We start from the raw sequence: 23,545 nt of genomic DNA on the forward strand, positions 1-23,545 counted from the left end.
ATCGGCGACACCACCGTGCGCAACTCGGTCCGCGAGGCCGGCGGCGACCCGTCCGCGGTCGAGTTCATGGAGCTGCCCTTCCCCGACATGCCCGCCGCCCTGGAGAAGGAAGAGGTCGACGCCGCCTGGGTGGTCGAACCCTTCCTGACCACCTCCTTGGAGGCGGGCGCCACCGAAGTGGCCTCCAACTTCGCCGACGCCCACCCGAAGCTGACCATTGCCGCCTACTTCACCTCCGAACAGGTCCTGGCCGAGGACCCGGAGCTGGTCGCCGACTTCACCGCCGCCATGAAGGAGGCCCTGGCCTACGCCCAGGCCCACCCCGAGGAGGTGCGGCGCATCCTCGGTGAGTACACCGAGATCGATCCGGCCGTCATCGAGGAGATCCGGCTGCCCGCGTTCCCACCCGAGGCCGACCGCGAATCGGTGCGCACCATCGCCGACCTCATGGAGGAGGACGGGCTGGTGGAGGAGACCCCCGACGTCGACGCGCTGTTCGCGGAGGCCGGATGACCGCCGCCCCCGCCGCACGGCCCGCCGCCGGGACCGGCGCGGGGCCCGGCCCCGCCGCCGCGGCCCCGCGCCGCCCCCTCCCCGGGCGCGACGCCCTCCTGGGGGTCGCGGGCGGGGCCGCGTTCCTGCTGGTGTGGGAGGCGGTCCCGCGCACCCCCGCGGTGTCCGCGGACCACCTGCCTCCCGCCTCCGAGGTGCTGGCCACCCTGGCCGCACGGTCGGCGACCGGCGCCTTCTGGAGCGCCGTCGGCGCCACCGTCTCCGCCTGGGCACTGGGCCTGGCCATCGCCTTCGCCGCCGCCGTCGCCCTGGGCCTGGCCATCGGGTCGGTCCCCGCGCTGCGCGCCGCCACCGCCTCCACCGTCGAGTTCCTGCGGCCCATCCCCTCGGTCGCGCTCATCCCCCTGGCGATCCTGATGTACGGCAGCGACCTGCGCTCCACGCTGCTGCTGGTCGTCTACGCCTCCTTCTGGCAGATCTACATCCAGGTCCTCTACGGGGTCGCCGACCTCGACCCCGTCGCCGAGCAGACCGCCCGCGCCTACGGGCTGGGCCGGTGGGCCCGGCTGCGCCACCTGGTGTGGCCCACCGCCCTGCCCTACCTGCTCACCGGGGTGCGGCTGGGGGCGGCGGTGGCGCTCATCCTCACCATCACCGCCCAGCTCACCATCGGCACCCCCGGCTTGGGCCAGGAGATCTCCGTCGCCCAGTCCAGCGGCGCCGCCCCGCTCGTGTACGCCCTGATCGTGGCCACCGGGCTACTGGGCGTCGCGGTCAACACGGGGGTCCGCGCCGTGGAGCGCCGACTGCTGCGCTGGCACAGCTCCGTCCGAGGGGAGGCGGCCGTATGAGCGCCGAAGCCGATGCGACCGCGACCGCGCGCAAGGGCGCGGCGTCGGCCCTCAGGGTGCTGGGGCTCCCGGCCGTGCTCATCGCCCTGTGGTGGTGGGCGGCCGCGTCCTCCGGCAGCTTCTTCCTCACCGACCCCGGCACCATCGCCGCCACCTTCGCCGAGGTGTGGATCTCCGAGCGCTTCCTCACCGACGTACTGCCCAGTGTCGGCCTGCTGCTGACCGGCTACGCCCTGGCCGCCGTCCTCGGCATCGGGGTGGGCGTCCCCCTCGGGATGTCGACCCGGCTGCGCGCCGCCGCCGAACCCGTCCTGGAGTTCCTGCGCGCCGTGCCGCCGCCGGTGCTGGTGCCGCTGCTGATGCTGCTGGTCGGCCTGGACACCTCGATGCGCGCGGCCGTCGTCGTGTCCGGGTGCGTATGGCCGGTGCTGCTCAACACGGTGGAAGGGGTGCGCGCCGTCGACCCCGTCCTGGCCGACACCTGCCGGGTCTACGGCATCCGGGGACGGCGCCGCCTCGGGGTGCTGGTGCTGCGCTCGGCCAGCCCCCAGATCGCGGCCGGCCTGCGCCAGGCCCTGTCCATCGCGATCATCCTCATGGTCATCAGCGAGATGTTCGCCAGCTCCAGCGGCCTGGGCTACGCCGTGGTCCAGTTCCAGCGGAGCTTCGCCATCCCCGAGATGTGGAGCGGCATCGTGCTGCTGGGCCTGCTGGGGGTGGCGCTCTCCGCCGTCTTCGCCCGCGCGGAGCGGCACGCCCTGGCCTGGCACCGCGGGCTGCGCGCCGCCTCCCGCGGGGAATGAGAGGAAGGATCCCCATGCTCGACGTCGACGGGCTGCGCAAGACCTACAGCGGCCGGGGCCGCGAGGTGGAGGCCGTGCGCGACCTGACCTTCCGCCTGGGCGAAGGCGAACTGGCCTGCCTGGTCGGTCCCTCCGGGTGCGGCAAGACGACCCTGCTCAAGTGCGTCTCCGGGCTGATGCGCCCCACCGCGGGCACCGTCGCGCTCGACGGGCGCCCGGTCACCGGGCCGCCGCCGGACATGGCCGTGGTGTTCCAGGAGTACGGGCGCAGCCTGTTCCCCTGGCTGACCGTGCGCGGCAACGTCGAACTGCCCCTCAAGGAGAAGCGGCTGCCCAAGGCCCGCCGCCGCGAGCTGGTGGACGGGGCGCTGGAGGCCGTCGGCCTCGCGCACGCCGGGGCACGGCACCCGTGGGAGCTGTCCGGCGGGATGCAGCAGCGCGTGGCCATCGCCCGGGCCATCGCCTACGAGCCGCGGGTGCTGCTGATGGACGAGCCGTTCGCCGCCGTCGACGCGCAGACCCGCGCCGACCTGGAGGACCTGATCCGGGGGCTGTGGAAGCGGTTCTCCATGACGGTCCTGTTCGTCACCCACGACATCGACGAGGCGGTGTACCTGGGGCAGCGGGTGATCGTGCTGTCGGCCTCGCCGACCGTGGTGCAGGACGACGTACGCGTGGACCTGCCGGACGAGCGGGACCAGCTCACCACCCGTTCGGCGCCGCGCTTCGCCGAACTGCGGGCCCAGGTGTACCGGGAGATCCAGACCGCCAAGAACGGTGGCGGCCCCTCCGGTGCCGACGGGGCCGGTACCGGAGGGGCCGAGGCCGACGGGGCCGCCGACCCGGACGACCCGGAGGCCGACAAGGGCACGGGCGGCGCCGACGGCCCCGAGCGAACGCCCACCACCACCGGCGGCCCGCGGTGAACGCTCCGGAGGCGGCCGAGGGCACCGTCCGCGACGCCGCCGTCGCCGTGCTGCGCGCCCACGGGCTCACCACGATCTTCGCCAACCCCGGCTCCACCGAGGTCGCCTTCCTCACCGACCTCCCCGACGACCTGCGCTTCGTCCTGGCCCTGCACGAGGGGTCGGTGGTCGGCATGGCCACCGGGTGGGCCATCGCGCGGGACCGCGCCGCCCTGGTGCAGCTGCACACCACCGCCGGGCTGGGCAACGCCGTCGGCGCCCTGGCCACGGCGCGCGTCAACCGGGCGCCGCTGGTGGTGCTCGTCGGCCAGCAGGACCGCCGCCACCTGGCCCTGGAACCGTTCCTGACCGGGCACCTGCGCGGACTGGCGGGCGAGTACCCCGTCTGGACGTGCGAACCGGCGGTCCCGCAGGAGGTCCCCGGGGCGATCGCGCGGGCCCGCTTCGAGGCCGAGCACGGGCGGGGACCGGCCATCGTGGTCGTGCCGCAGGGCGACTGGTCCGCCCCGGCGGGCGGGGCCGGCCACCCCGACGCGGCGCCCGCCCGCGTGGTGCGGTCGGCCACCGCCGAGGCCGCCGACGTGGAGCCGCTCGCCGCCCTGCTCGCCGACGCGTCGGCGCCCGCCCTGGTCACGGGCGCGGGGACGGACTCAGAGGAGGGGTGGACGGCGCTGCGGGCGCTGGCCGAGCGCATCGGGGCCCCGGTGTACCAGGAGAGCTTCGGGGCGCGCGCCGGGTTCCCGCAGGACCACCCGCTGTACGCGGGGGTGCTGCCCGCCGACCGGCCCGGGCTGCGTGAGCGGCTTCACGGGTGCGACGCCGTGCTCTCGGTGGGGGCGCCGGTGTTCCGCCAGTACCCCTACGCGGAGGGGCCGCTGGTCCCGGAGGGGACGCGCGTGGCGCTGCTGACCGACGACCCTGCGGAGGCGCACCGGGCCCCCGTCGAGGTGGCGGTGGTCGCGCCGATCGGACCGGCGCTGAGGCTGCTGGCGTCCCAGGTGCCATCGCGCCCGAGGAGAGGAGGGGCGGTCCCCGCAGCCCTGGAGGCCGCCCCCGGCCGGTCGGAGGGCCCCGGCGGCGTCCGCGCCGACCGTGAAGAACGGGAACCACGCGCCTCCGGGGGGCGCGCCCCCTCCGACGGCGGCGCGTCGGCCGCCCACGCGAGCACGCCTCCGCCACCCCCGGAGGCGGTCGGCCCTCCCGATTCCCGAGGCGCGGTCGCACCCCTCAGCCCCGCCCGCGTCCTGGCCGCCCTCGCGGCGCGGATGGACCCGGACACCGTCCTCGTCGAGGAGACCCCCTCCAGCCGCCCCGACCTGCACCGCATCGTCCCCGTCCGGCGGCCGATGGGGTTCCTGTCCGCCGCCATGGGCGGGCTCGGGTTCGCCCTCCCCGCCGCCACCGGGGTGCGCATGGCCGCCCCGGACCGCCCGGTCGTGGCGGTCGTCGGCGACGGGTCCTCGCTCTACCAGGTGCAGGCGCTGTGGAGCGCGGCCCGCTACGGGGCCGGGGTCCTGTTCATCGTGCTGTCCAACGGGCGCTACGCCGTCATGGACCGCCTCGCCGAACGCCACGGCGGCAAGGCGCCCTGGCCCGGCTTCCCCCAGGTGTCGGTCGCCGCGCTGGCCCGCGGCCTCGGCTGCCCCGCCCGCACCGCCGCCACCGCCGACGAGGTCGAGGCCGAGCTCGGCGCGGTCCTGCCCGGCCTGCGCGAGCGCACCGAACCCGTCGTCCTCGACGTCGCCGTGGCCCCCGACCCCGACTTCCGCCCATGACCGCGTCTGTACAGGGCAGGCCGGGCCCCGGCTCCCGTCCCGGCCCCACGGGCCGCCGGGGCCGGGCCGCTCCGGGCCCGCCCGCCGCCCGTCCTGTCCGGACGGACCGCCCTTTCCCATTGGAGGACCGCATGTCCCTGCTCGACCCGACCGCCTTCGGCGGACGCGTGTTCACCGGCGACTGGACGAAGCCGCGCGGCGGCGACGCCCCCGCCACCTCCCCGGCCACCGGCGCGGAGCTGGCCCGCATCGGCATGGCCGACGCCGACGATGTGACGGCGTCGGCGGCCCGCGCCGCCGACGCGCAGCGGGGGTGGGCGGCGACGTCCTTCGAGGAACGCGCCGCCGTCCTGCGCCGCGCCGGTGCGCTCTTCGAGGAGCACGCAGAGGAGATCGCCGGGTGGCTGGTCCGCGAGGCCGGGTCGGCCCAGGGCAAGGCCGCGTTCGAGTCGCACCTGGCGGTCACCGAGGCCTATGAGTCGGCGGCGCTGGCCTCCCAGCCCGCCGGGGAGGTGCTGCGGACGGCCAAGCCGCGGCTCAGCATGTCCCGGAGGGTGCCCGCCGGGGTGGTCGGGGTCATCTCGCCGTTCAACTTCCCGCTGATCCTGGCCATGCGGTCGGTGGCGCCCGCCCTGGCGCTCGGCAACGCCGTGGTGCTCAAGCCCGACCCGCGCACGGCGGTGTGCGGCGGGGCGGTGGTCGCCGAGGTGTTCCGCCGCGCCGGGCTCCCGGAAGGGGTGCTGCACGTGCTGCCCGGCGGCGCCGAGGCGGGCGAGCGGCTGGTGGCCGAGCCCCGGGTGCGCGTGGTGTCCTTCACCGGGTCGACCGCGGCCGGGCGCAAGGTCGGCGAGGCGGCCGGGCGCCACCTCAAGCGGGTCCACCTGGAGCTGGGCGGCAACTCGCCGCTGGTGGTGCTGGGCGACGCCGACGTGGAGGCGGCGGCCTCCGCCGGGGCCTGGGGGGCGTTCCTGCACCAGGGGCAGATCTGCATGACCACCGGTCGGCACATCGTGCACTCCTCCATCGCCGAGGAGTACGCCGAGCGGCTGGCCGCCAAGGCCGACGCGCTGGCGGTGGGGGACCCGGCGGACGACCCGGCCGCGCTCGGGCCGCTCATCGACACCGGCCAGCGGGACCGGGTGCACGGCCTGGTGACGCGGAGCGTGGAGGCGGGGGCGCGGCTGCGCGCCGGGGGCGCCTACGACGGGCTGTTCTACCGGCCCACGGTGCTCGACCGGGTGGGTCCGGAGGCACCCGCCTACGCCGAGGAGGTGTTCGGGCCGGTGGCGCCGGTGATCGCGTTCGACACCGAGGACGAGGCGGTCGCGCTGGCGTCGGAGGGGGAGTACGGGCTGTCGCTGGGGGTGCTGACGGGCGACCCGATGCGCGGCATGGAGCTGGCCGAGCGCATCCCGGCCGGGTTGGTGCACATCAACGACCAGACCGTGGACGACGAGGCCACCGCGCCCTTCGGCGGGGTGGGGGCCTCGGGAACGGGGTCGAGGTTCGGCGGGACCGCGGCGAACATGGAGGCCTTCACGGAGACCCAGTGGGTGACGATGCAGGCCGACATCGAGCGCTATCCGTTCTGAGGACCTGCCGGGGGGAGGCGCTCCGGCCGTGGTCGCCCCGACCGGGCCGACCACGGCCGGGTCAGGCTCCGGTCCGTGCGCCCGACACCGTCGGGCGGCCTGCGGCCGCCCGGAGGGAGCAGGTCACGGNCCGTCTCCCTCCCCGTCCCCGTCCGCGCTCCGCGCCCGCCGCGCGCCGCCCGGCTCACCCCTTCTCCGCGCCCGCGGTCAGGCCGGACACCAGGAGCCGCTGGGCCAGCAGGAATCCGGCCACCACCGGCACGGTGATCGCGATCGACCCGGCCATCAGCACCGGCGCGGGCACCGCGAAGTCGCCCAGCCGGGCGATGCCCAGCGACACCGTCCACCGCTCGCGGTCGCCGACCAGGAACAGCAGGGCGAACAGGAACTCGTTCCAGGCGATCATGAACACGTACAGCGCGGTGGCGGTGATCCCGGGCAGCGCCATCGGCAGCACCACCCGCACGATCACCTGCAGCCGGTTGCACCCGTCCACCTCGGCGGCCTCCTCCACCCCGGCCGGGACCGCCTGGAAGTAGCCGCGCAGCATGTACAGCGCCACCGGCACCGTCTGCGCCATGTAGATCAGCACCAGCCCGGTGAGGGTCCCCGTCAGGCCGACCCGGCTGAACAGGACGAACAGGGGAACGGCCAGCACGATGCCGGGGAAGAGGTAGACCGCGAGGAAGAAGCCGTTGACGGTGTCGCGTCCGAAGAAGCGCAGCCGGACGGCGGCATAGGCGCCCAGGACGCTGCAGGCCACGGTCAGCACCGTCGTCCAGGCGGCGACGGACGCCGAGTTGCGCATGAACCGGGCCAGGCCGAAGCCGCCGTCCTCCTCCGAGCGCAGGGCGGTGGCGTAGGAACCGATGTCGATCTCCGAGAGCGAGGGGAGCGCCAGCGGGTCCGCGACGAACGCGGCGAAGGGGCGCACGGAGAGCACGATCCCGTAGAGGAGGGGACCGGCGGGCGNGGCGATCACGACGACCCGGGCCGCCCCCAGGACGCGCCGCTCCACCGTGTGCCGGTCCCACCGGCGCCGGGCCGTCACGGGTGTCCTCCGCCCCGGACGGCGGGGTGCACAGGGGGGTCGGCGCCGACGGCCCCGACCCCGTTCCGTACCGGAGAGGCTTCGGTTCCGGACCCCGCACCGGCCCACCGGATGGGATACCGGTGGCCGTCGGACCGCGCGGGGTACCGGCCCTTCGGCGCGTGAACCGCGCAGGCGCCGGGCGCGGGGCGGGGACCGGGCCGGGGCGGTCCGACGCCCGGAGGGGCCTTTCGGGCCGGGAGACCCCTCGCTTCGGCCGGGGGGATCATCACAGCCGCCCCTTTCGCACCTGGCGCAGGTAGAACAGCAGCGGCACCGCGAGGGCGGCCGTCATCAGCACGCCGAGCGCCGCCGCCGACCCCACGTCCGCGCTGGTCACCAGCTCCCGGTACACCCGCACGGCCACCACCTCGGTGCCGCCCGCGCCGCCGGTCAGCAGGTACACGTCGTTGAAGTTCTGGAACGACCAGATGAACCGGAACAGCGCCAGCACCCCCAGCACACCGGCGAGCTGCGGCAGCAGCACGTGCCGGAACACCTGCAGCGGCGAGGCGCCGTCCACCACCGCCGCCTCCTCCACGTCCCGGGGCACCGCCTGCAGGCGCGCCGTCAGGAACAGGAACGCCAGCGGGAACGACTTCCACACCTCGAACGCGACGACGACGCTCAGCGCCACCGGGACCGGCAGCCCGGCCACGTCGATGCGGTGCTCGGTCAGGAAGTCGATCGGCACCTCCCAGCCGAGGAAGCGGCGGCCCGCCTCGTTCACCGCCCCGTACTGCGGGTCGAGCAGCATCTCGGTGATCGTGGCCGCCGCCACCACCGGCAGCACGTACGGCACCAGCGCCAGGCCCCGCATCAGGCCCCGGCCCCGGAAGGGGCGGCGCAGGGCCAGGGCCAGGGCGAGCCCGGCCGCCAGCGAGCCCGCCGTGGTCGCGGCCGCGTACACGAAGGTGGTGCGCACCGCCGCCCAGAAGCCGGACGCCGTGACCACCCCGGCGAAGTTGGCCAGGGACACCCCCAGGTCGGACGGGCTCAGCGTGCGGATCTCGATCAGCCGCAGCTCCTGCACCGACAGCACGAGCACGGCGGCGAACGGCAGCAGCACCACCACACCCACCACGAGCAGGGTGGGGGCGACCAGCAGCCTCCCGTGCAGCTCCTCACGCGCACGACGGGTCAGGCCGCGGCGGCGATCTCCGCGGCGGGGGCGCCGGTCAGGGGCGGCCCTCGGCACATCTCCGTCCGTCCCCGCACCGCCTGACGGCCCGGCCATCAGGGCCTTCCTTGGCGGAAACCCCGGCCATCAGGCCGGAGAGGGGACGAAGCCCCTGCGGAGCAGGGCGGAAAACGCCGAATCGCCGCCCGGGCGGTCCGGCGCCCGGCGACATGTGAGGCTTGGGCCCGCGGGGCGAGCAGGCGGCGGAGCCGTCGCGCACGTCCGGCTGCGTGCGCCTCGTCTACGGCACCACCCATGACCGCGACGCGAACGCGGCGGTCAACGTTCGGGCCGGGTCGGCCGCGTCTGCCTGTGGAGACGGTGTCAGACCTCAACGGGAATCCTCCCGGGCGGGGCGGTCGTCGGGGAAGCAGGAGACCCAGCGGGCGACCGCCGGGTCTCCTGCCTTGAGGCAGGGGAGGAGGTCAACCCGTGTCGGCCTGGACCGCGCGGGCCGCGTCGGCCATGGACGCGGCGACCACCGCGGGCTCCTCGCCCTCGAAGAGCGGCCCGACCTCCCTGGCCAGCGTGTTCTCCGCGGCCAGCGGGCCCGCGAACGCCGCGTGCTCGGTGCCGTAGCCCCACCGGCGGAAGGACTGCGCGCCTTCGACGATGTCCCCGATCACCGCCTCGCCGTAGAACTCCGACAGCGGTGCCCGGGTGTCGTCGTCCTCCCCGGTGGGCAGCTCCGACCACGCGTCGGCGTACACGTCCGGGGCCTCGGGCGTACCGGGCCGCACCGGGACCCGCCCTTCGGGGGAGACCTCCAGGGACTCCACATAGCCCGGCCCCATCAGGTACTCGACGAACGCCCGCGCGTCCGCGGTGTCCGCGCCGACGGGCACGCCCAGGTTGAGGGTGAGCCCGTACTGCACGGGCGACCCGTCGGGGGCGGTCAGCGCGCCCACCGTTCCGGAGTTCTCCGCGAGGAACCCCCGGTCGTCGGAGCACTCCGGGCACGTCGGCGGGAAGTCGGGGGCCAGCCCGGCCAGCTCGTCGTAGATGTGCGAGCCCCAGAAGAGCATCGCCGCCTCCCCCGACAGGTACGCGGCGCGGGTGGTCTCCACGTCCTGGTCCCCGGGCACCGACGCCTCGGCCATGCGGGCGTAGGCGTCCAGGGCGGCCACGCACGCGGGCGACTCCAGGGCCACCTCGCCCGCGCCGTCCACCAGCTCGCAGCCCCCGGCCAACAGCAGCGCCTCCACGGTCTGGGTGGTGAACGGGTCGCCCGGCCGGGTGCCGAGCACGATCCCGGCCCGGCCGTCCCCGTCGAGCTTCCCGGCCGCCTGGGCGACGTCCTCCAGCGTCGCGGGCGGGTCGAGCCCGGCCCGCTCGAACAGGTCGGCCCGGTACACGAGCACCTGGCCCCAGCCGTCGCTGGGCACGGCGGCCGGAACGCCCTCGAAGGTGACCATGTCCAGGGCGTTGCGGCTGAAGGTGCCGGGGCCGAGCTCCTGGACGACCGCGTCCGCGGTCGCGGTGTCGAGCACGCCCTGGGCGGACCAAGCGGCGGCCTGGTCGGGGGCGAGCAGCACCACGTCGGGCACGTCGCCGGAGGCGGAGCCGACCGCCATGCTCTGGTTCTGGTCCTCGGCCGACATCGGCACCACGTCCACCCCGATGCCGGTCTCCTCGGTGAACGCGGCGGCGGTGGCCTCCTGCTGGGCGAGGCGGTCGGGGGTGACATGCGGGGTCCAGAACACGAGGGCGCCGTCGTCCTCGGGTGCCTGGCAGGCGGCGAGGGGGAGCAGCAGCGCCGCGGCGGCGGCGCCGACGGCGCGGGCCGGGGGCCGGGGGCGGACCCGGCGGGCGGAGCCGGGGCGCCGGTCGGGACACGGCTCGGGGCGGGGGTGGGGGCGCGGCTCGGGCATCGGCACCTCCGTGGGGCGGCGGCCGGTCGTGGCGCGGCCGGGTCAGCGGGGCGGGATCGGCGGGACGGGCGGCGGGCGGCCCTCCAGTGCGGCGAGGGCGGCCAGCACGCACGCCCCGGTGAGGGCGAGCGGGGCCACCGCGGCCGGACGCCCGGCCGCGGTGACCTTCTCCGGGAGGGAGCCCAGGCGGGTGCGGCGGGCGTCCAGCCAGTCGAGCAGGCGGGCGGCGACGGCGCGCTCGCCCAGGCAGGCGGCCGCCATCGCGAACAGGGACACCTGCGGGGTCCAGGCGGTGACCGGGTCGGGCCAGTCCTCGCCCGGGCGGAGCCCGCCGTTGGACACGCGCAGCGCTTCGAGCGTGCGCAGCCACGCGGCGTGCGGGCCGGGGCGTGCGGGAGCGAAGGGCGGCAGCAGGAAGGCGACGGAGGCGTCCCGGCCCGCCGCGCCGCCGGAGGCCCCGGGGACGGCCCGCGGGTAGTCGTGCGGGGCGAACCCGGCCTCGACGGCCTCCTGCAGCCCTTCGGCGAGGTCGGCGGCGGTCGGGTTCCCGGTCAGGGCGGCCGCGGAGCGGGCGCCGAGGGCCAACGGCGCGGCGGTGCCGAGGGTGAGGTCGCCGGTGCGCTTCTCCCAGTAGTCGGGGGAGGGGCGCGGGAGGCGGGTGCGCGGGTCGAGGGACTCCTCGACGACGGCGAGGGCACGCGGGACGAGCCGTTCGACGGCGGCCAGGTCGGCGGCCGCCGGACCCCTGCCCGTCCCGTCGCGCTCCGGCTCCTTGGGCCGCCCCGGCCCGATGTGGAGGGAGTCCGTGGCCGCTTCGGGGGAGGAGGTGAGCGCGTCGCGCCCGACCGGTGGGCCCGTCGGTGGGCCGTCGAGCGGCGGGACGGGGGCGGTCGGGGACTGCGGGCGCGGGCCGCCGCCCGACCTCTCCACGACCCAGGCCGCCCACAGCACCCATCCGGCGCCGTCGAGCTGGACGCCCCGGCCGTCGGGTACGTCCCCGGAGCCGTCGGGCAGGTACCGCGCCTGCCATGGGCCCGAATGGGGAAGGACCCGCTCCAGGTAGGCGAGTACGCGGACGGCGTCGGCGCGCAGCCCGCACAGGGCCAGCGCCACGGCGCAGTAGGAGGCGTCGCGCGGCCACACGTACCGCCAGTGGGGGCTGGCGGCCGCGACCATCGCGCCGTTGGGGAAGAGCAGCGCCCGGATGTCGATGAGGGCGGTGCGCGCCATGTCGCACCAGCGGGACGACTGGCCGGGGATCCAGGCGGAGGCGAGTTCGGCGCGGCGGGCGGACACGGCCGCCGGGTCGGCGGGCGCGGCGCCCTCCGAGGGCCAGCGCGGGTCGAGCAGGGCGGTCCCGGGCACGCGCAGGCGGTCCGAGTGCGGCGGAACGGCGAGTGGGGAGCCGTCGGCGCCCTCGGCGACGCCGTCGGTGTACAGCCGGGTCTCGGGGGACCAGGCGGTGCCCCGGGTCCCCAGCGGCGCCGCCGTGTCGGGCGCGCCGTTCTCCACGGGCATGGGGATCACCTCGTTCGCTGTACCGCCCCGTGCCCCGCCCGCGCGGACCGGCGGGCGGGGCGGGGCCGCTCTGTAGGCCGATCGTCCCCATTCCCGGGGCGTCTGACCAGACCCGAACGGCACCGGCGCGTTGTGTCGGGGACCGAGGCGGGCGGACGTGAAAAGAGCGCTGGGAAGAGAGGGCCCGGATCACGGTCCGGGGAGGGGCGCGGGCGCATCGCCCCGCACCGCTCACTCGCCCACCGGGGCCGGGGTCCCCCGGTGGGGAGCCTGCGAAGGCTGCGGCCGTCCGGGCCGGACGGCCGGCCGATCGGTTTCGTGCGCGGTCTCAGTGCACGCCGTCGACGTCCTTGTCGACGCTCCTCCGGGACGGCATCCGGTCGCCGCCCCACTGGTCCGCGCCCCGCACGTGGCGGGCGGCGTCGGCGGCGGCCCGGCGCGCCGCCGTCTCGGATTCGACGAGGAGTTCGCGCAGGTAGTGGATCTCGCGCTGCTGGCGGGCAACGATGCGGTCCATCGACCAGGTGGCGTGGTTCGACGTGAGGACCCATCCGGTGATCGCCCCCGCGATGAAGCAGGCGAGGGCGGTGAACAGAACGGCCATGGACCGTCCTCCTCCCTTGACCGACCCACCGGACCGCCGCCCGGGGTGGCCGCCTTCGGCCACCCCGGACCGTCCGGCCACCATCAGGGGAGCACATGGAGGGAATGCTTGCCGATACACAGAATCCGTGCGAGCAAGCACGGGAAGCGGGCAAGCAAGCAGGCACGGTCACCCGGAAGGAAGCCCCCATGGCCGGATCCGCCCACGAGCCCAACACCCCCGAGCTGGGAATCCTGGGAGAGCTCCTCCGGGCCGCCCGCAACGCGGCCGGGGCCACGACACGTCAGGTCCCGGGGTTCTCATCGGGGCATGTATCCAACGCGGAGAACGGCAGGGTGATGCCCTCGCGACAATTCGTCCTGCTTTACGTGAACAGGTTCGGGTGCGACCGGGCGCGCGTGCTGTCGGCTTATGCGCGGGCGAAGGCGGCCGGAGAGGCGCGGAGGCGGGGAGGTGGGCCCAGGGACGTGGAACCCGTGGAGGAAGTGACCGCCGAAAGCCCCCGGGAGGAAATCGCCTCCACTTACTGGATTCATGAGAAGGAGTCCCTCTACTGCATTGACGACCGCGGGGTCATTGCGGAGGTCCACACGGTGGAGATGATCTCGGCGATGGCACCGAATGTCTCGCTGTTCACCCGCAGGTTCGCCTATCCGACCGATCCGCGCAGGGGGGTCATCCGGGTCGAAGCCGGGCACGGGTGCGCCGTGGAGCGCCTCCAGGAGAGCGGTATCGGCGTGGTGGTCGCGGTCTTCCGCCTCGATCACGACATCCATCCCGGTGAGGACGGATACAGGCTGGGATACAGCCTGCGCGTCGACAGCGCCGCCGAAGCGGTGCCCAGGGTCAGTTTCGGGAGCACGACCGGGGTGGGGCGCGTCGGGTTCCGGCTGCTCTACCCGCGTTGTAGGGTACCGCGTACGGTCCACTGGTTCCGGGGGCGGAAGTCCGTGGTCGAATTCAGCGAACCGGACCACCGCAACGAGATCATCGGCAGCGGGGGAGTGTTCTACTCCCACGACTTCATGGATGTCCGAGACGACGTCTGTGGACTCCAGTGGGCCTATGGGTGATTCATGATGAATAGAGAGAGTGACATCCGTGGACGAGGATTGATGGGTTGCTGTGCCTGTTGAGGGAGCGGGCGTCGCAGTTGTGGGGCTCGCTCCCGTGCGTCTCTCGTGTCGTGCATACTCGTGAGCCGCTACTCCTCGTCCAAGGTCACCCCCTGTGATCATCCCTCCGGAGAACTTCGTCGCTGCGCGCCCTCCGGACCGGTGCGGGTGAAGGGCAGCCCTGCTCATGGAACGGTGTACCCGGCCGTGTCCGCGCTCTACCCCGACGGGGCGGCATTCGCTTCGCTCAGAGTGACCGGTGTTCGGTGGGACGGCTCCTTCGAAGCCAAACATGGCGAAGGTCGGTCGACGGGCGCCATCCCTCACGAGAGGAGATGCGCATTGGCGGCCCTGGCCTCCTCTTCGAGATCCGGGGCGCGGACGACCGTGCGGCCGGAACCGGCCAAGCGCGCCGCCCCCGTCGCCTCGACGAAGAGGCTCGGCTCGCTCCACGCGTAGACGATGCGCGGGATCGGTGTCGCGAGGATCAGCTCGGCGCAGGGGTGCGGGCGGGACGCGCGCCTCCCGCAGGGCTCCAGGGAGCTGTAGAGCGTGGCCCCCGCCAGCCGGCCGTCATCGGGGGCCAGGCCCCTGAGCGCCGTCTCCTCCGCGTGGTCGTGCGGGTCGTCCCTGCGTGAGTACCCCTCGGCGATCACCTTGCGGTTCCGGTCGGCGATCACGCAGCCGACCGAGAACGCCGTCGCCGACGGCGGGCACCGGTGGGACAGCTCGATGGCGCGGCGCAGGAGCGCCCGGTCGCGGTCGTCGGCGGACGCCGGGCCGCCGGTCCCCGGCCGGCCGGTCATCGGGCCGCCCCGGGAGCGGCTCCGCCGGTCGCCCCGCCGTCCGCGCCGGGGTCCCCGGTTCTTGCGGACCGGTACCGCATCACCGCGATCTCCCCCAGCCGCCGGACCTCCTCCAGGCGCATCGGCGTCCCCGGCCCGTCGGGGAAGACCCCCGGACCCGTGAACCGGGGGGCCGTCGCGTCCCCGACGAAGAACGGCGCCACGGCGAGGCGCAGCTCGTCGGCCAGCCCGCTGGTCAGGAACAACGTGTGCACGTGGGTCCCGCCCTCGACCAGGAGCCTCTTCACGCCCCTTCGCGCCAGGTCGGCCAGGATCACGTCGAGCGCCGGCGGGTCGCCCGCGTCGACGACCGAGGTCCCCGGTGCGCCCAGGAAGCGCTGCTCGGCGGCCGGGTAGGCGCTCGCGCCCGTGTAGACGACCTTGTCCGCGTCGCCGGTGACGAAGAAGCGCGCACACGGGTCGAGCTTTCCGCTCTCGCACAGCACCGCTTTGACCAGGTCGCCGGTGCGCCCTGCGGCCAGGCGCCGTTCGCGGCGGGCGGGGGAACGCACCAGCAGGCGCGGGTTGTCCTTGCGGACCGTCCCCGCGCCGACGAGGATCGCGTCGCACTCGGCGCGCAGGGCGTCGACCTCGTCGAAGTCCTCGTCGTTGGACAGCCGGAGGCGGTCGGGGCTCGCGTCGTCGATATAGCCGTCGAGCGAGACCGCGCAGCTCAGGATGGTGTAGGGACGGTCCATGGCGGACAGGTTAGCGTCCCGGTGCCGCGCCGCCCCCGCCCGCTACCGGCGCGGGACCAGCGCCTCCTCCAGCACACGCCCCTGCGCGTGCGCCGGCGGGGCCGCGCCCAGAAGGCGGCAGACCGTCGGTGCGACGTCGATCACCCCCGGCGCGAGGAGCCGTGCGCGCGCCCGCACGGCCGCGCCGGACAGGGCCAGCGGGGCGCGGCCCTCGCGCAGGCTCGCGTGCCCGCCGCGCTCGGTACCGTCCAGCGCGTCCGGGTCCACGAAGGCGTAGGGCGGCCGGGCCTCAAGGGCCAGGTCGCCCTCCTCCGGTGCCGCGCCGAGGGCGTCGAGCCCCTCGCGGGTGTGCACCGCCTCCAGCTCGTCGAGGGAGCACAGGGCGCGCAGCAGCCGAGCGCGTCCGTCCGGCGCCGCCGCCGGGCCCCGCAGGTAGGCGTTGGCCGCGCGGGGGGTCGCCGTCAGCACGACCTCCGTCGCCGGGGCGGGCGTCCGCCCCGAGTACAGGCGCTCGGCCGTGAACCCCGCCCCGGCGATCGCCCCGAGCACTTCGGGCTCCAGGGAGCGCGTGTAGCCCGTCATGCCGTGGTCGGAGACGAAGACGAAGGTGGTCCGCCCCAGCAGGCCCACACGGCGCACCTCGGCGACGATCCGGCCCAGCCCCGCGTCGAGCCCCCTCAGGCGTTCGGGGATGCGCGGTGATCGGGGCCCCTCCCGGTGCCCGATCGTGTCGATGTCGGCCGAGTACGCCGCGATCAGGTCGGGCACCCGCGGCAGCCGCACCGGGGTGCCGCCCGAGTCGACCGGGTCGCCGCGCAGCGCCGACACCACCGAATCGACGTTCTCCTCCCACGTCCTGCCCTGTGTGTACAGGGCCTCGGGGTCGCCGTAGGCGGTGCCGCGGTCCTCCACGATGTACCACCCGGCCGACAGCACCGTCCGGCCCTGCCGCCGCAGCGCCTCGGCCAGGGTCTCGGCCCGCATGGCCCGCGTCTGCCCCCGGGCCTTCCCGGTCGCCGGGTCGAGCACATAGGCGGTGTTGCGGTGCACCGCGGGGCGGGCGCCGGTGGCGGTGCTCGCCCGGTTGGGGTTGGACACCGACTTGTAGGTGCACTCCATCACGGCGTGCGCCCCGCTTCGCATCAGCCCGGCGAGCACGGGCGCGCAGCCGTCCAGGTGCGCCTCCAGGTAGGCGGGGTCCACGCCGTCCCAGTCGACGAGGACGACCGGGCCGGAGGGGCGCCCCGGTTCCGCGGACCGCTCGGCCGCGGCCGCGGTGGCGGCGGAGGCACCCGCGCCCGTGGCGTCCGGTTCCCCGGCGGCCGAGGACGCGCTTGCAGGGGCACCGGATCGGGCGGCCCCTCCGGACCCTGCGGCACGGCTGGTGAAGGCGACACGGCGACCGGCCACGGCGGACCCCCTCGGGGCAGGCGTCGGAACGCGGACGCGGCGATCGTATCCCCGCGGGGGCCGGGACCGTCAGACCCGGATGGGGGTGTCCCAGCCGCCGGAGGGCCGATCGTGCGCGCCCTGTCCCGCACGGCTTCGAGGCCTCATCTGCGCCAGGGGTCCCGCTGCCCCGGCCAGGGGAGCGGGGGCGACGCCGTCACATGCGGCCCACGTCCGTCACGTGGACCACGGCGCGGCCCTCCTCGTCGGAGGCGGTCAGGTCGACCTCGGCCGAGACGCCCCAGTCGAGGTCGCCCTCGGGGTCCTCGAACGCCTGGCGCACCCGCCACACCGCGTGCTCCCCGTCCTCCTCGATGGACAGCATCTTCGGGCCGCGCGCGTCGGGGCCGGTGCCGATGGTGTCGTGCTCGGAGAAGTACCCCTCCAGGGCCTCCTCCCACTCCTCGGCGTCCCAGCCGTCCTCGCCGTCCAGGCGGCCCAGCTCGTCGTAGCGCCGCAGCGCCGACAGCTCCACCCTGCGGAACATCTCGTTGCGCACCAGCACCCGGAACGCCCGCGTGTTGGCGGTGACGGGGCGCTGGCGCTCCTCCTGGGCGGCCTGCGGCTCCTCGTCCTCCTGCGGGTTGGTGAGCTGCTCCCACTCGTCCAGCAGGCTGGAGTCGACCTGGCGCACCAGCTCGCCCAGCCACTCGATGAGGTCGTGCAGCTCCTCGGTCTTGGCGTCCTCGGGCACGGTCTGGCTCACCGCCTTGTAGGCGTTGGCCAGGTACCGCAGCACCAGCCCCTCCGAGCGCGCCAGCTCGTAGAACGACACGTACTCGGTGAAGGTCATCGCACGCTCGTACAGGTCGCGGGCCACCGACTTGGGGCGCAGGGGGTGGTCGCCCACCCACGGGTGCCCCCGCCGGTACACCTCGTAGGCGTGGTCGAGCATCTCCTCCAGCGGCTTGGGGTACTCGATCTCCTCCAGCCGCTCCATGCGCTCCTCGTACTCGACGCCGTCGGCCTTCATCTGCGCCACGGCCTCTCCGCGCGCCTTGTTCAGCTGCGCGCCGAGGATCTGCCTGGGGTCGTCGAGGGTGGCCTCCACGATGGTCAGCACGTCGAGGGGGTAGGTCGGCGACTCGCGGTCGAGCAGTTCGAACGCCGCCAGGGCGAACGTCGACAGCGGCTGGTTGAGCGCGAAGTCCGGCTGCAGGTCGACCGTCAGGCGCGCGGTGCGCCCGTCGCCGTCGGGCTCCTCCAGCTTCTCGACGATGCCGCCGTCGATGAGCGACCGGTAGATCGCGATCGCCTCGCGGATGTGCTTGCGCTGCCAGGGCCGGTCGTCGTGGTTGTCGGTGAGCAGGTGCCGCATGGCCGCGAAGCAGTCGCCCGGGCGGGCGATCACGCTCAGCAGCATGGCGTTGCTGACCTTGAACCGCGACTTCAGCGGCTCGGGGGAGGCGGCGATGAGCTTCTCGAAGGTGGACTGGTCCCAGCCGACGAACCCCTCGGGCGCCTTCTTGCGCACCACCTTGCGCCGCTTCTTGGGGTCGTCCCCGGCCTTGGCGAGGGACTTCTCGTTCTCGATGACGTGCTCGGGCGCCTGCGCGACCACGTTGCCGACCGTGTCGAACCCGGCGCGTCCCGCCCGGCCCGCGATCTGGTGGAACTCGCGCGCGCTCAGGCGGCGCACCTTCGTGCCGTCGTACTTGCTCAGCGCGGTGAACAGCACCGTGCGGATGGGCACGTTCACGCCCACCCCCAGGGTGTCGGTGCCGCAGATGACCTTGAGCAGCCCGGCCTGGGCCAGCCGCTCCACCAGCCTGCGGTACTTGGGCAGCATGCCCGCGTGGTGCACGCCGATGCCGTGGCGCACGTACCGGGACAGGTTGCGTCCGAACTTGGTGGTGAAGCGGAAGTTGCCGATCTCCTTGGCGATCGCGTCCTTCTCCGCCCGCGTGCACATGTTGATGCTGGTCAGCGACTGCGCGCGCTCCACCGCCTGGGCCTGGGTGAAGTGCACGATGTAGATGGGGGCCTCGCGGCCCTCCAGCAGCTCCTCCAGCGTCTCGTGCAGGGGCGTCTTCCGGTAGGAGTAGTACAGCGGCACGGGCCGCTCCGCCGAGGTGACGACGGCGGTCGAGCGGCCGGTGCGCCGCGTCAGGTCCTCCTCGAACCGGCTGACGTCGCCCAGCGTGGCCGACATGAGGAGGAACTGGGCCTGCGGCAGCTCCAGCAGCGGCACCTGCCACGCCCAGCCGCGGTCGGGCTCGGCGTAGAAGTGGAACTCGTCCATGACCACGGTGCCGATGTCGGCGTCGGCCCCGTCCCGCAGGGCGATGTTGGCCAGCACCTCGGCCGTGCAGCACACGATGGGCGCGTCGGCGTTGACGCTGGCGTCCCCGGTCATCATCCCGACGTTGTCGGTTCCGAAGATCGCGCACAGGTCGAAGAACTTCTCCGACACCAGGGCCTTGATCGGCGCGGTGTAGAAGGCGCACTCGTCCCGCGACAGCGCCGCGAACAGCGCCCCGGCCGCGACCAGGCTCTTGCCGGAGCCGGTGGGGGTGTTCAGGACGACGTTGCTGCCGGAGACGGCCTCGATCAGGGCCTCCTCCTGGTGCGGGTAGAGGGTGAGGCCACGCTCCTCGGCCCAGGAGGCGAACGCCTCGAAGACGGTGTCGGGTTCGGGCCGGGCCGGAAGTTGTTCAAGGAGACTCACGCTCTCCATACTGCCTTCTCCATGGCACTGCCTTCTTCACGGCACTCGCCCCTGTGGACGAGTGCCCGTGGGGAGGCGGACGGCCCCGCCCCTGCGCAGAACCGCGCCGGGGACGGGGCCGCGGGGGTACGGGCCCGCCGGGGTCAGGCGGACCCGCCGCCGTCCATCTCGCGCACGCGGCGCCCGAGCGGAACCCGTCGGCCCGACACCGGCAGGAAGCCCTCCGAGACGCCGGACTCGGGCGCCCGGACCGCGGCGTCGTCGGGGTAGAGCGCGAAGTCCAGGTGGACGAGCCCGCCGTGATCCAGCGTCACCCGCGCCACCCGGGGCGAGTGGCCGGGGGCCGAGGCGAGCAGGGTCAGCCGGTCGCCGGGCAGGCCCATGCCGCTGTAGGCGCCGTCGGTCCCGCTCTCCAGGGCGGCGACGTGCCGACCGGCGTGGTCGACCACGCTGACCACCGCGCCGGCCACGGGGCGCCCCGAGGTGTCGGTGACCCGGCCGATCAGGGACGGCGAGGCGTCGGTCCCGGGCCCTGATCCGGCCGCGTCGTCGGCCTCCTCCGAGGCGGCGCGGGCCGCGCCCCCGGCGTGGGCGCCGGGGGCGCGCCGACGGGAGCGCTCGCGCACGGTGGCCGCGGCGAGCAGCAGGGCGCCCAGCGCCAGCCAGCCTCCGAGCACGGCCACCGCGGGCCACAGACCGGCGCCGTCGAAGTACAGGACCGCGCGGATGGCGTCGATGGCGCGGCCCATGGGCAGCACGGGGTGCAGGTTCTGGAAGAACTCCGGGACCATCGGCAGCGGGATCGCGCCGCCGCTGGAGGGCATGCTCAGCAGCACGAACACGGTCATCGCGACGCCGGGCAGCCACTTGGTGACGAACGGCGCCAGGCCCAGGCAGGTCCAGGAGACGGCCTGGGTGAGCAGGAACGCGATGGGGATGACGGACAGGTCGTGCGGGATCGCGTCGATCACGTCGGCGACGGTGTAGCAGAACACCGAGGTGAAGGCGCCGAACCCGGCCACGGTGAGGACCTTGGCGCGGCGCCGCAGGTGCGGGGCGTGCGCCGCGAGCATGATCACCGAGATGTAGCCGGTGAGCGTCCAGGTGAGCACCAGGTAGAAGAGCGACATCCCCATGCCGTCGCCGGGAGCGCTCGGTGCGGCGTCGGTGACCTCCAGCCCGGAGCTGTCCTGGGCGGCGACCGGCGTGAAGGTCGACACCGCGGTCTGCTCCAGGGCCGCGCCGAGCGACCCGGCGACGTACAGCTCGTGGTGGGCCGGGTCGTAGGCGGCCACGGCGTCCCGGTCCAGCACCACCCGCTCGGGGTCGTCGGTGGGGACGACGTCGAAGCCGCCGGGGGAGGCGTCCTCCAGGGCGACCGAGACCGCGGCCGCCGCCTCCTCGCCCTGGACCGCGACCGGCAGGTCGTGCGGGGCGGGGCTGTGGAAGGGCAGCAGGTAGCAGAACATGAAGCCGGCGGCGAAGAGCACGGGGAACCACAGGGCGTTGGCCAGGGTCCGGGCGGTCTCCAGGGCGCGGGAGGCGCCGCCGGGCGACGTCGCGGTCTCGTTGGGCACGTGTCACCTCGGGCAGGACGGGGGCGCGGACAGGGGCGCGGCGGGGGAGGGGCGCCGCAGGACGGACGGGGGGAGTCCTCCACGGTAGGCGAAAACATGCATTATTGCAAAAATGCATTAGTGTAATTATTTGTGAACCGGTGTGGCCCCGGACCGCCGCCCTGCGCCGGTACAGTCGTGCCCGGCGGATCCGGGAGCGACGAGGTGAGGGGCGCGGGGCGCACGATGACGACGGCCGACGAGGGCGCCGGACTGCGCGAGCGCAAGAAGCGGATGACCCGGCAGGCGCTGCGCACCGCGGCGGTGCGGCTCTTCGCCGAGCGGGGGCCCACCTCGGTCACCGTCGAGGAGATCTGCGCCGAGGCCGGGGTCTCGCCCCGGACCTTCTTCAACTACTTCGACGCCAAGGAGGAGACCCTCCTGCCGTTCACCCGCGACACCCACGAGGAGGTCGCGGGGCGCGTGCGCGCGCGGCCGCCGGAGGAGGAGCCGCTTGGGGCGGTGCGCGCCGTCGTCGAGCAGTCCATCGCACGGGCGGTGGCGGGCGACACGTGGCGCCAGGAGGCGGCGCTGCTGCGCGCGAACCCGCAGGTCCTCCAGCGGGGGATGGTCGCGGCGCGCACCCTGAACCTGGCCCTGCGCGACGGCCTGGGCGAGCGCACCGGGCGCGGGGCGGACGACCCCTACGTGCGGCTGGTTGCGGCCGTGTCGGTGACGGCGGTGCACGTCGCCGTGAACGTGTGGCAGGGGGCGGCCGAGGAGCGGGACATGTCGGAGGTCCTCGCCGAGGCGTTCGACGGCGTCGAGCGGGGCCTCACACCCCCGCCGGAGTGAGTCCGCACGGCGGCCGCACGAGACCGCACGGTCGGCCGACCGTTCCGGCGTGTGCATTCGCGTGAACGGTCTCCCGCATCTCTTCCGGCACCCGTCCCCCCGCGCGCGCCCGCATCCTGAGACCCCTCGCCCCCTGAGACGCGAAAAGGGCGCGCCCCCTGGGGGGCGCGCCCTCGAGCCCTGAGAACGAGAGCCGTGACCGGGTCAGACCAGGCCCAGCTTGCGAACCGCCTCGCGCTCCTCGACCAGCTCCTGGACGGAGGCGTCGATGCGCTCGCGGGAGAACGCGTCGATCTCCAGCCCCTGGACGATCTCCCACGTGCCGCCGCGGGAGGTGACCGGGAAGGAGGAGATGATGCCCTCGGGGACGCCGTAGGAGCCGTCCGACGGGATGGCCGCGGAGGTCCAGTCGCCCTCGGGCGTGCCGTTGACCCAGTCGTGGACGTGGTCGATGGCGGCGTTGGCCGCGGAGGCGGCCGAGGAGGCGCCGCGGGCCTCGATGATCGCCGCGCCGCGCTTGGCGACCGTCGGGATGAAGTCGTCGCGCAGCCACGCCTCGTCGTCCACCGCCTTGGCCCCGGTGGTGCCGTTGACTTCGGCGTGGAAGATGTCGGGGTACTGGGTGGCCGAGTGGTTGCCCCAGATCGTCATCTTCTTGATGTCGGTGATGCCCACGCCCAGCTTCTTGGCGAGCTGGGTCAGGGCCCGGTTGTGGTCCAGGCGCGTCATGGCGGTGAACCGCTCGGCCGGGACGTCCGGGGCGTGCGCCTGGGCGATGAGCGCGTTGGTGTTGGCCGGGTTGCCGACCACCAGCACGCGCACGTCGTCGGCGGCGCCGGCGTTGATCGCCTCGCCCTGGGGCTTGAAGATCCCGCCGTTGGCCTCGAGCAGGTCGGCGCGCTCCATCCCCTTGGACCGCGGGCGCGCGCCCACGAGCAGGCCGACGTTGACGCCGTCGAAGGCCTGACGGGCGTCGTCGAAGATGTCGATGCCCTTGAGCAGCGGGAAGGCGCAGTCGTCCAGCTCCATCGCGGTGCCCTCGGCGGCCTTCACAGCCTGCGGGATCTCCAGAAGGCGGAGCTTGACCGGGGTGTCGGGACCCAGAAGCTGCCCGGAGGCGATGCGGAACAGCAGCGCGTAGCCGATCTGGCCGGCGGCACCGGTGACGGTGACATTGACGGGTACTTGGGCCATGACCTTCTTCTTCTCCTGGTGACGTGTGTGCGACCCGCGATGCTACCTCGCGGCCCGCCGCCCCGCCCGGCCGCCCCCGGCCCGAACGGCCGGAGCGCACCCGCGGGCGCGGGACCACCCTATTGCCCATGGTCGCGGCCCGTACGCGCGCCCGCCCCGCGCCGCGCCCGGCCCGTCGTCCCGCCGATTCGACGTGTCGCGTTCCGGAAACCCCGGCGGAGCGGGCCGTCCGGCGCTCCCGTCGCTGCGGTCGCGCAGCGACGCCCTGTAAGATGACGGCGCGCGGAGGCCCTGAGGCCCCGGAACCGGCGGGACGGGCCGTCCACCGGGAACGCGGGGAGGTAGCTCAGCCGGTCAGAGCAGGGGACTCATAATCCCTGGGTCGCGGGTTCGAGCCCCGCCCTCCCTACGACCGCGCACCGAGGAACCCCAGGCCATGGGC

Annotated in this window: 19 protein-coding genes, 1 tRNA gene and 1 pseudogene; 10 read left to right on the top strand and 11 right to left on the bottom strand. The window is 74.7% G+C overall.

What is annotated here, in order from left to right:
• The 6 genes from D476_RS0127650 to D476_RS0127675 form a co-directional block, all read left to right on the top strand.
• A partial coding sequence (locus tag D476_RS0127650) for an ABC transporter substrate-binding protein (RefSeq protein ID WP_017627135.1) occupies positions 1 to 513 on the top strand: 513 nt, incomplete at its 5' end.
• The gene (locus D476_RS0127655) at positions 510 to 1,364 is read left to right on the top strand and encodes an ABC transporter permease (RefSeq protein ID WP_017627136.1); all 855 of its coding nucleotides are present in this window, start codon (positions 510 to 512) and stop codon (positions 1,362 to 1,364) included. The genes D476_RS0127650 and D476_RS0127655, both read left to right, overlap by 4 nt.
• Positions 1,361 to 2,167 carry an ABC transporter permease gene (locus D476_RS0127660; protein WP_017627137.1) on the top strand — a complete coding sequence of 269 codons (807 nt, stop codon included), beginning with the start codon at positions 1,361 to 1,363 and terminating at the stop codon, positions 2,165 to 2,167. Before D476_RS0127655 ends, D476_RS0127660 begins: the two co-directional genes overlap by 4 nt.
• A gap of 14 nt (positions 2,168 to 2,181) precedes the next feature.
• Positions 2,182 to 3,093 carry an ABC transporter ATP-binding protein gene (locus tag D476_RS0127665; RefSeq protein ID WP_017627138.1) on the top strand — a complete coding sequence of 304 codons (912 nt, stop codon included), beginning with the start codon at positions 2,182 to 2,184 and terminating at the stop codon, positions 3,091 to 3,093.
• Positions 3,090 to 4,868: a thiamine pyrophosphate-dependent enzyme gene (locus tag D476_RS0127670; protein ID WP_017627139.1), complete on the top strand. Its 1,779-nt coding sequence runs from the start codon at positions 3,090 to 3,092 to the stop codon at positions 4,866 to 4,868. Before D476_RS0127665 ends, D476_RS0127670 begins: the two co-directional genes overlap by 4 nt.
• A 131-nt stretch (positions 4,869 to 4,999) precedes the next feature.
• Positions 5,000 to 6,460 (top strand): benzaldehyde dehydrogenase, encoded by a 1,461-nt coding sequence (locus D476_RS0127675; RefSeq protein ID WP_026123925.1) that lies wholly within the window; start codon positions 5,000 to 5,002, stop codon positions 6,458 to 6,460.
• Between the two features lie 184 nt (positions 6,461 to 6,644).
• Here the strand turns inward: D476_RS0127675 and D476_RS0127680 are convergent, their stop codons facing one another.
• Together D476_RS0127680 and D476_RS0127685 are read right to left on the bottom strand one after the other, a co-directional pair.
• On the bottom strand, positions 6,645 to 7,268 hold the full coding sequence (locus D476_RS0127680; protein ID WP_449289417.1) for a carbohydrate ABC transporter permease: 624 nt from the start codon (positions 7,266 to 7,268) through the stop codon (positions 6,645 to 6,647).
• Positions 7,269 to 7,779: 511 nt separating this feature from the next.
• Positions 7,780 to 8,787, bottom strand: a complete 1,008-nt coding sequence (locus D476_RS0127685) for a carbohydrate ABC transporter permease (RefSeq protein WP_051061859.1) — start codon at positions 8,785 to 8,787, stop codon at positions 7,780 to 7,782.
• Positions 8,788 to 8,969: 182 nt separating this feature from the next.
• Between D476_RS0127685 and D476_RS39430 the strand changes: the two are divergent.
• Positions 8,970 to 9,122, top strand: a pseudogene (locus D476_RS39430) (RNA-guided endonuclease TnpB family protein); the annotation flags it as partial.
• Between the two features lie 33 nt (positions 9,123 to 9,155).
• Here the strand turns inward: D476_RS39430 and D476_RS0127690 are convergent.
• From D476_RS0127690 to D476_RS0127700, 3 genes are all read right to left on the bottom strand, one after another.
• On the bottom strand, positions 9,156 to 10,601 hold the full coding sequence (locus D476_RS0127690; RefSeq protein WP_017627143.1) for an ABC transporter substrate-binding protein: 1,446 nt from the start codon (positions 10,599 to 10,601) through the stop codon (positions 9,156 to 9,158).
• Positions 10,602 to 10,643: 42 nt separating this feature from the next.
• Positions 10,644 to 12,119: a glycoside hydrolase family 15 protein gene (locus D476_RS0127695; RefSeq protein ID WP_017627144.1), complete on the bottom strand. Its 1,476-nt coding sequence runs from the start codon at positions 12,117 to 12,119 to the stop codon at positions 10,644 to 10,646.
• Between the two features lie 328 nt (positions 12,120 to 12,447).
• Positions 12,448 to 12,723 (bottom strand): hypothetical protein, encoded by a 276-nt coding sequence (locus D476_RS0127700; protein ID WP_017627145.1) that lies wholly within the window; start codon positions 12,721 to 12,723, stop codon positions 12,448 to 12,450.
• Between the two features lie 188 nt (positions 12,724 to 12,911).
• Between D476_RS0127700 and D476_RS0127705 the strand changes: the two genes are divergently transcribed.
• Positions 12,912 to 13,796: a helix-turn-helix domain-containing protein gene (locus D476_RS0127705; RefSeq protein WP_017627146.1), complete on the top strand. Its 885-nt coding sequence runs from the start codon at positions 12,912 to 12,914 to the stop codon at positions 13,794 to 13,796.
• A 365-nt stretch (positions 13,797 to 14,161) separates the two neighbouring features.
• Here D476_RS0127705 and D476_RS0127710 read toward each other — a convergent pair whose 3' ends face one another.
• The 5 genes from D476_RS0127710 to D476_RS0127730 form a co-directional block, all read right to left on the bottom strand.
• Complete coding sequence (locus tag D476_RS0127710) at positions 14,162 to 14,644, bottom strand: deaminase (protein ID WP_017627147.1); 483 nt, start codon at positions 14,642 to 14,644, stop codon at positions 14,162 to 14,164.
• The gene (locus D476_RS0127715) at positions 14,641 to 15,381 is read right to left on the bottom strand and encodes a RibD family protein (protein ID WP_017627148.1); all 741 of its coding nucleotides are present in this window, start codon (positions 15,379 to 15,381) and stop codon (positions 14,641 to 14,643) included. Before D476_RS0127715 ends, D476_RS0127710 begins: the two co-directional genes overlap by 4 nt.
• Positions 15,382 to 15,423: 42 nt before the next feature.
• Complete coding sequence (locus D476_RS0127720; RefSeq protein WP_017627149.1) at positions 15,424 to 16,791, bottom strand: alkaline phosphatase family protein; 1,368 nt, start codon at positions 16,789 to 16,791, stop codon at positions 15,424 to 15,426.
• A gap of 196 nt (positions 16,792 to 16,987) precedes the next feature.
• Positions 16,988 to 19,507, bottom strand: a complete 2,520-nt coding sequence (locus D476_RS0127725; RefSeq protein WP_017627150.1) for a DEAD/DEAH box helicase — start codon at positions 19,505 to 19,507, stop codon at positions 16,988 to 16,990.
• A gap of 134 nt (positions 19,508 to 19,641) precedes the next feature.
• Positions 19,642 to 21,075, bottom strand: coding sequence for a carboxypeptidase regulatory-like domain-containing protein (locus D476_RS0127730; RefSeq protein ID WP_017627151.1), 1,434 nt, complete (start codon positions 21,073 to 21,075; stop codon positions 19,642 to 19,644).
• Between the two features lie 225 nt (positions 21,076 to 21,300).
• Between D476_RS0127730 and D476_RS0127735 the strand changes: the two genes are divergently transcribed.
• The gene (locus D476_RS0127735) at positions 21,301 to 21,909 is read left to right on the top strand and encodes a TetR/AcrR family transcriptional regulator (protein ID WP_017627152.1); all 609 of its coding nucleotides are present in this window, start codon (positions 21,301 to 21,303) and stop codon (positions 21,907 to 21,909) included.
• A gap of 204 nt (positions 21,910 to 22,113) precedes the next feature.
• Here the strand turns inward: D476_RS0127735 and D476_RS0127740 are convergent, their stop codons facing one another.
• Positions 22,114 to 23,103: a malate dehydrogenase gene (locus D476_RS0127740; RefSeq protein WP_017627153.1), complete on the bottom strand. Its 990-nt coding sequence runs from the start codon at positions 23,101 to 23,103 to the stop codon at positions 22,114 to 22,116.
• Positions 23,104 to 23,438: 335 nt separating this feature from the next.
• Between D476_RS0127740 and D476_RS0127745 the strand changes: the two genes are divergently transcribed.
• A tRNA-Met gene (locus tag D476_RS0127745) sits at positions 23,439 to 23,512 on the top strand.
• Positions 23,513 to 23,545 lie beyond the last annotated feature (33 nt).

Source organism: Nocardiopsis chromatogenes YIM 90109 (genome assembly GCF_000341185.1).
Taxonomy (GTDB): domain Bacteria; phylum Actinomycetota; class Actinomycetes; order Streptosporangiales; family Streptosporangiaceae; genus Nocardiopsis_A; species Nocardiopsis_A chromatogenes.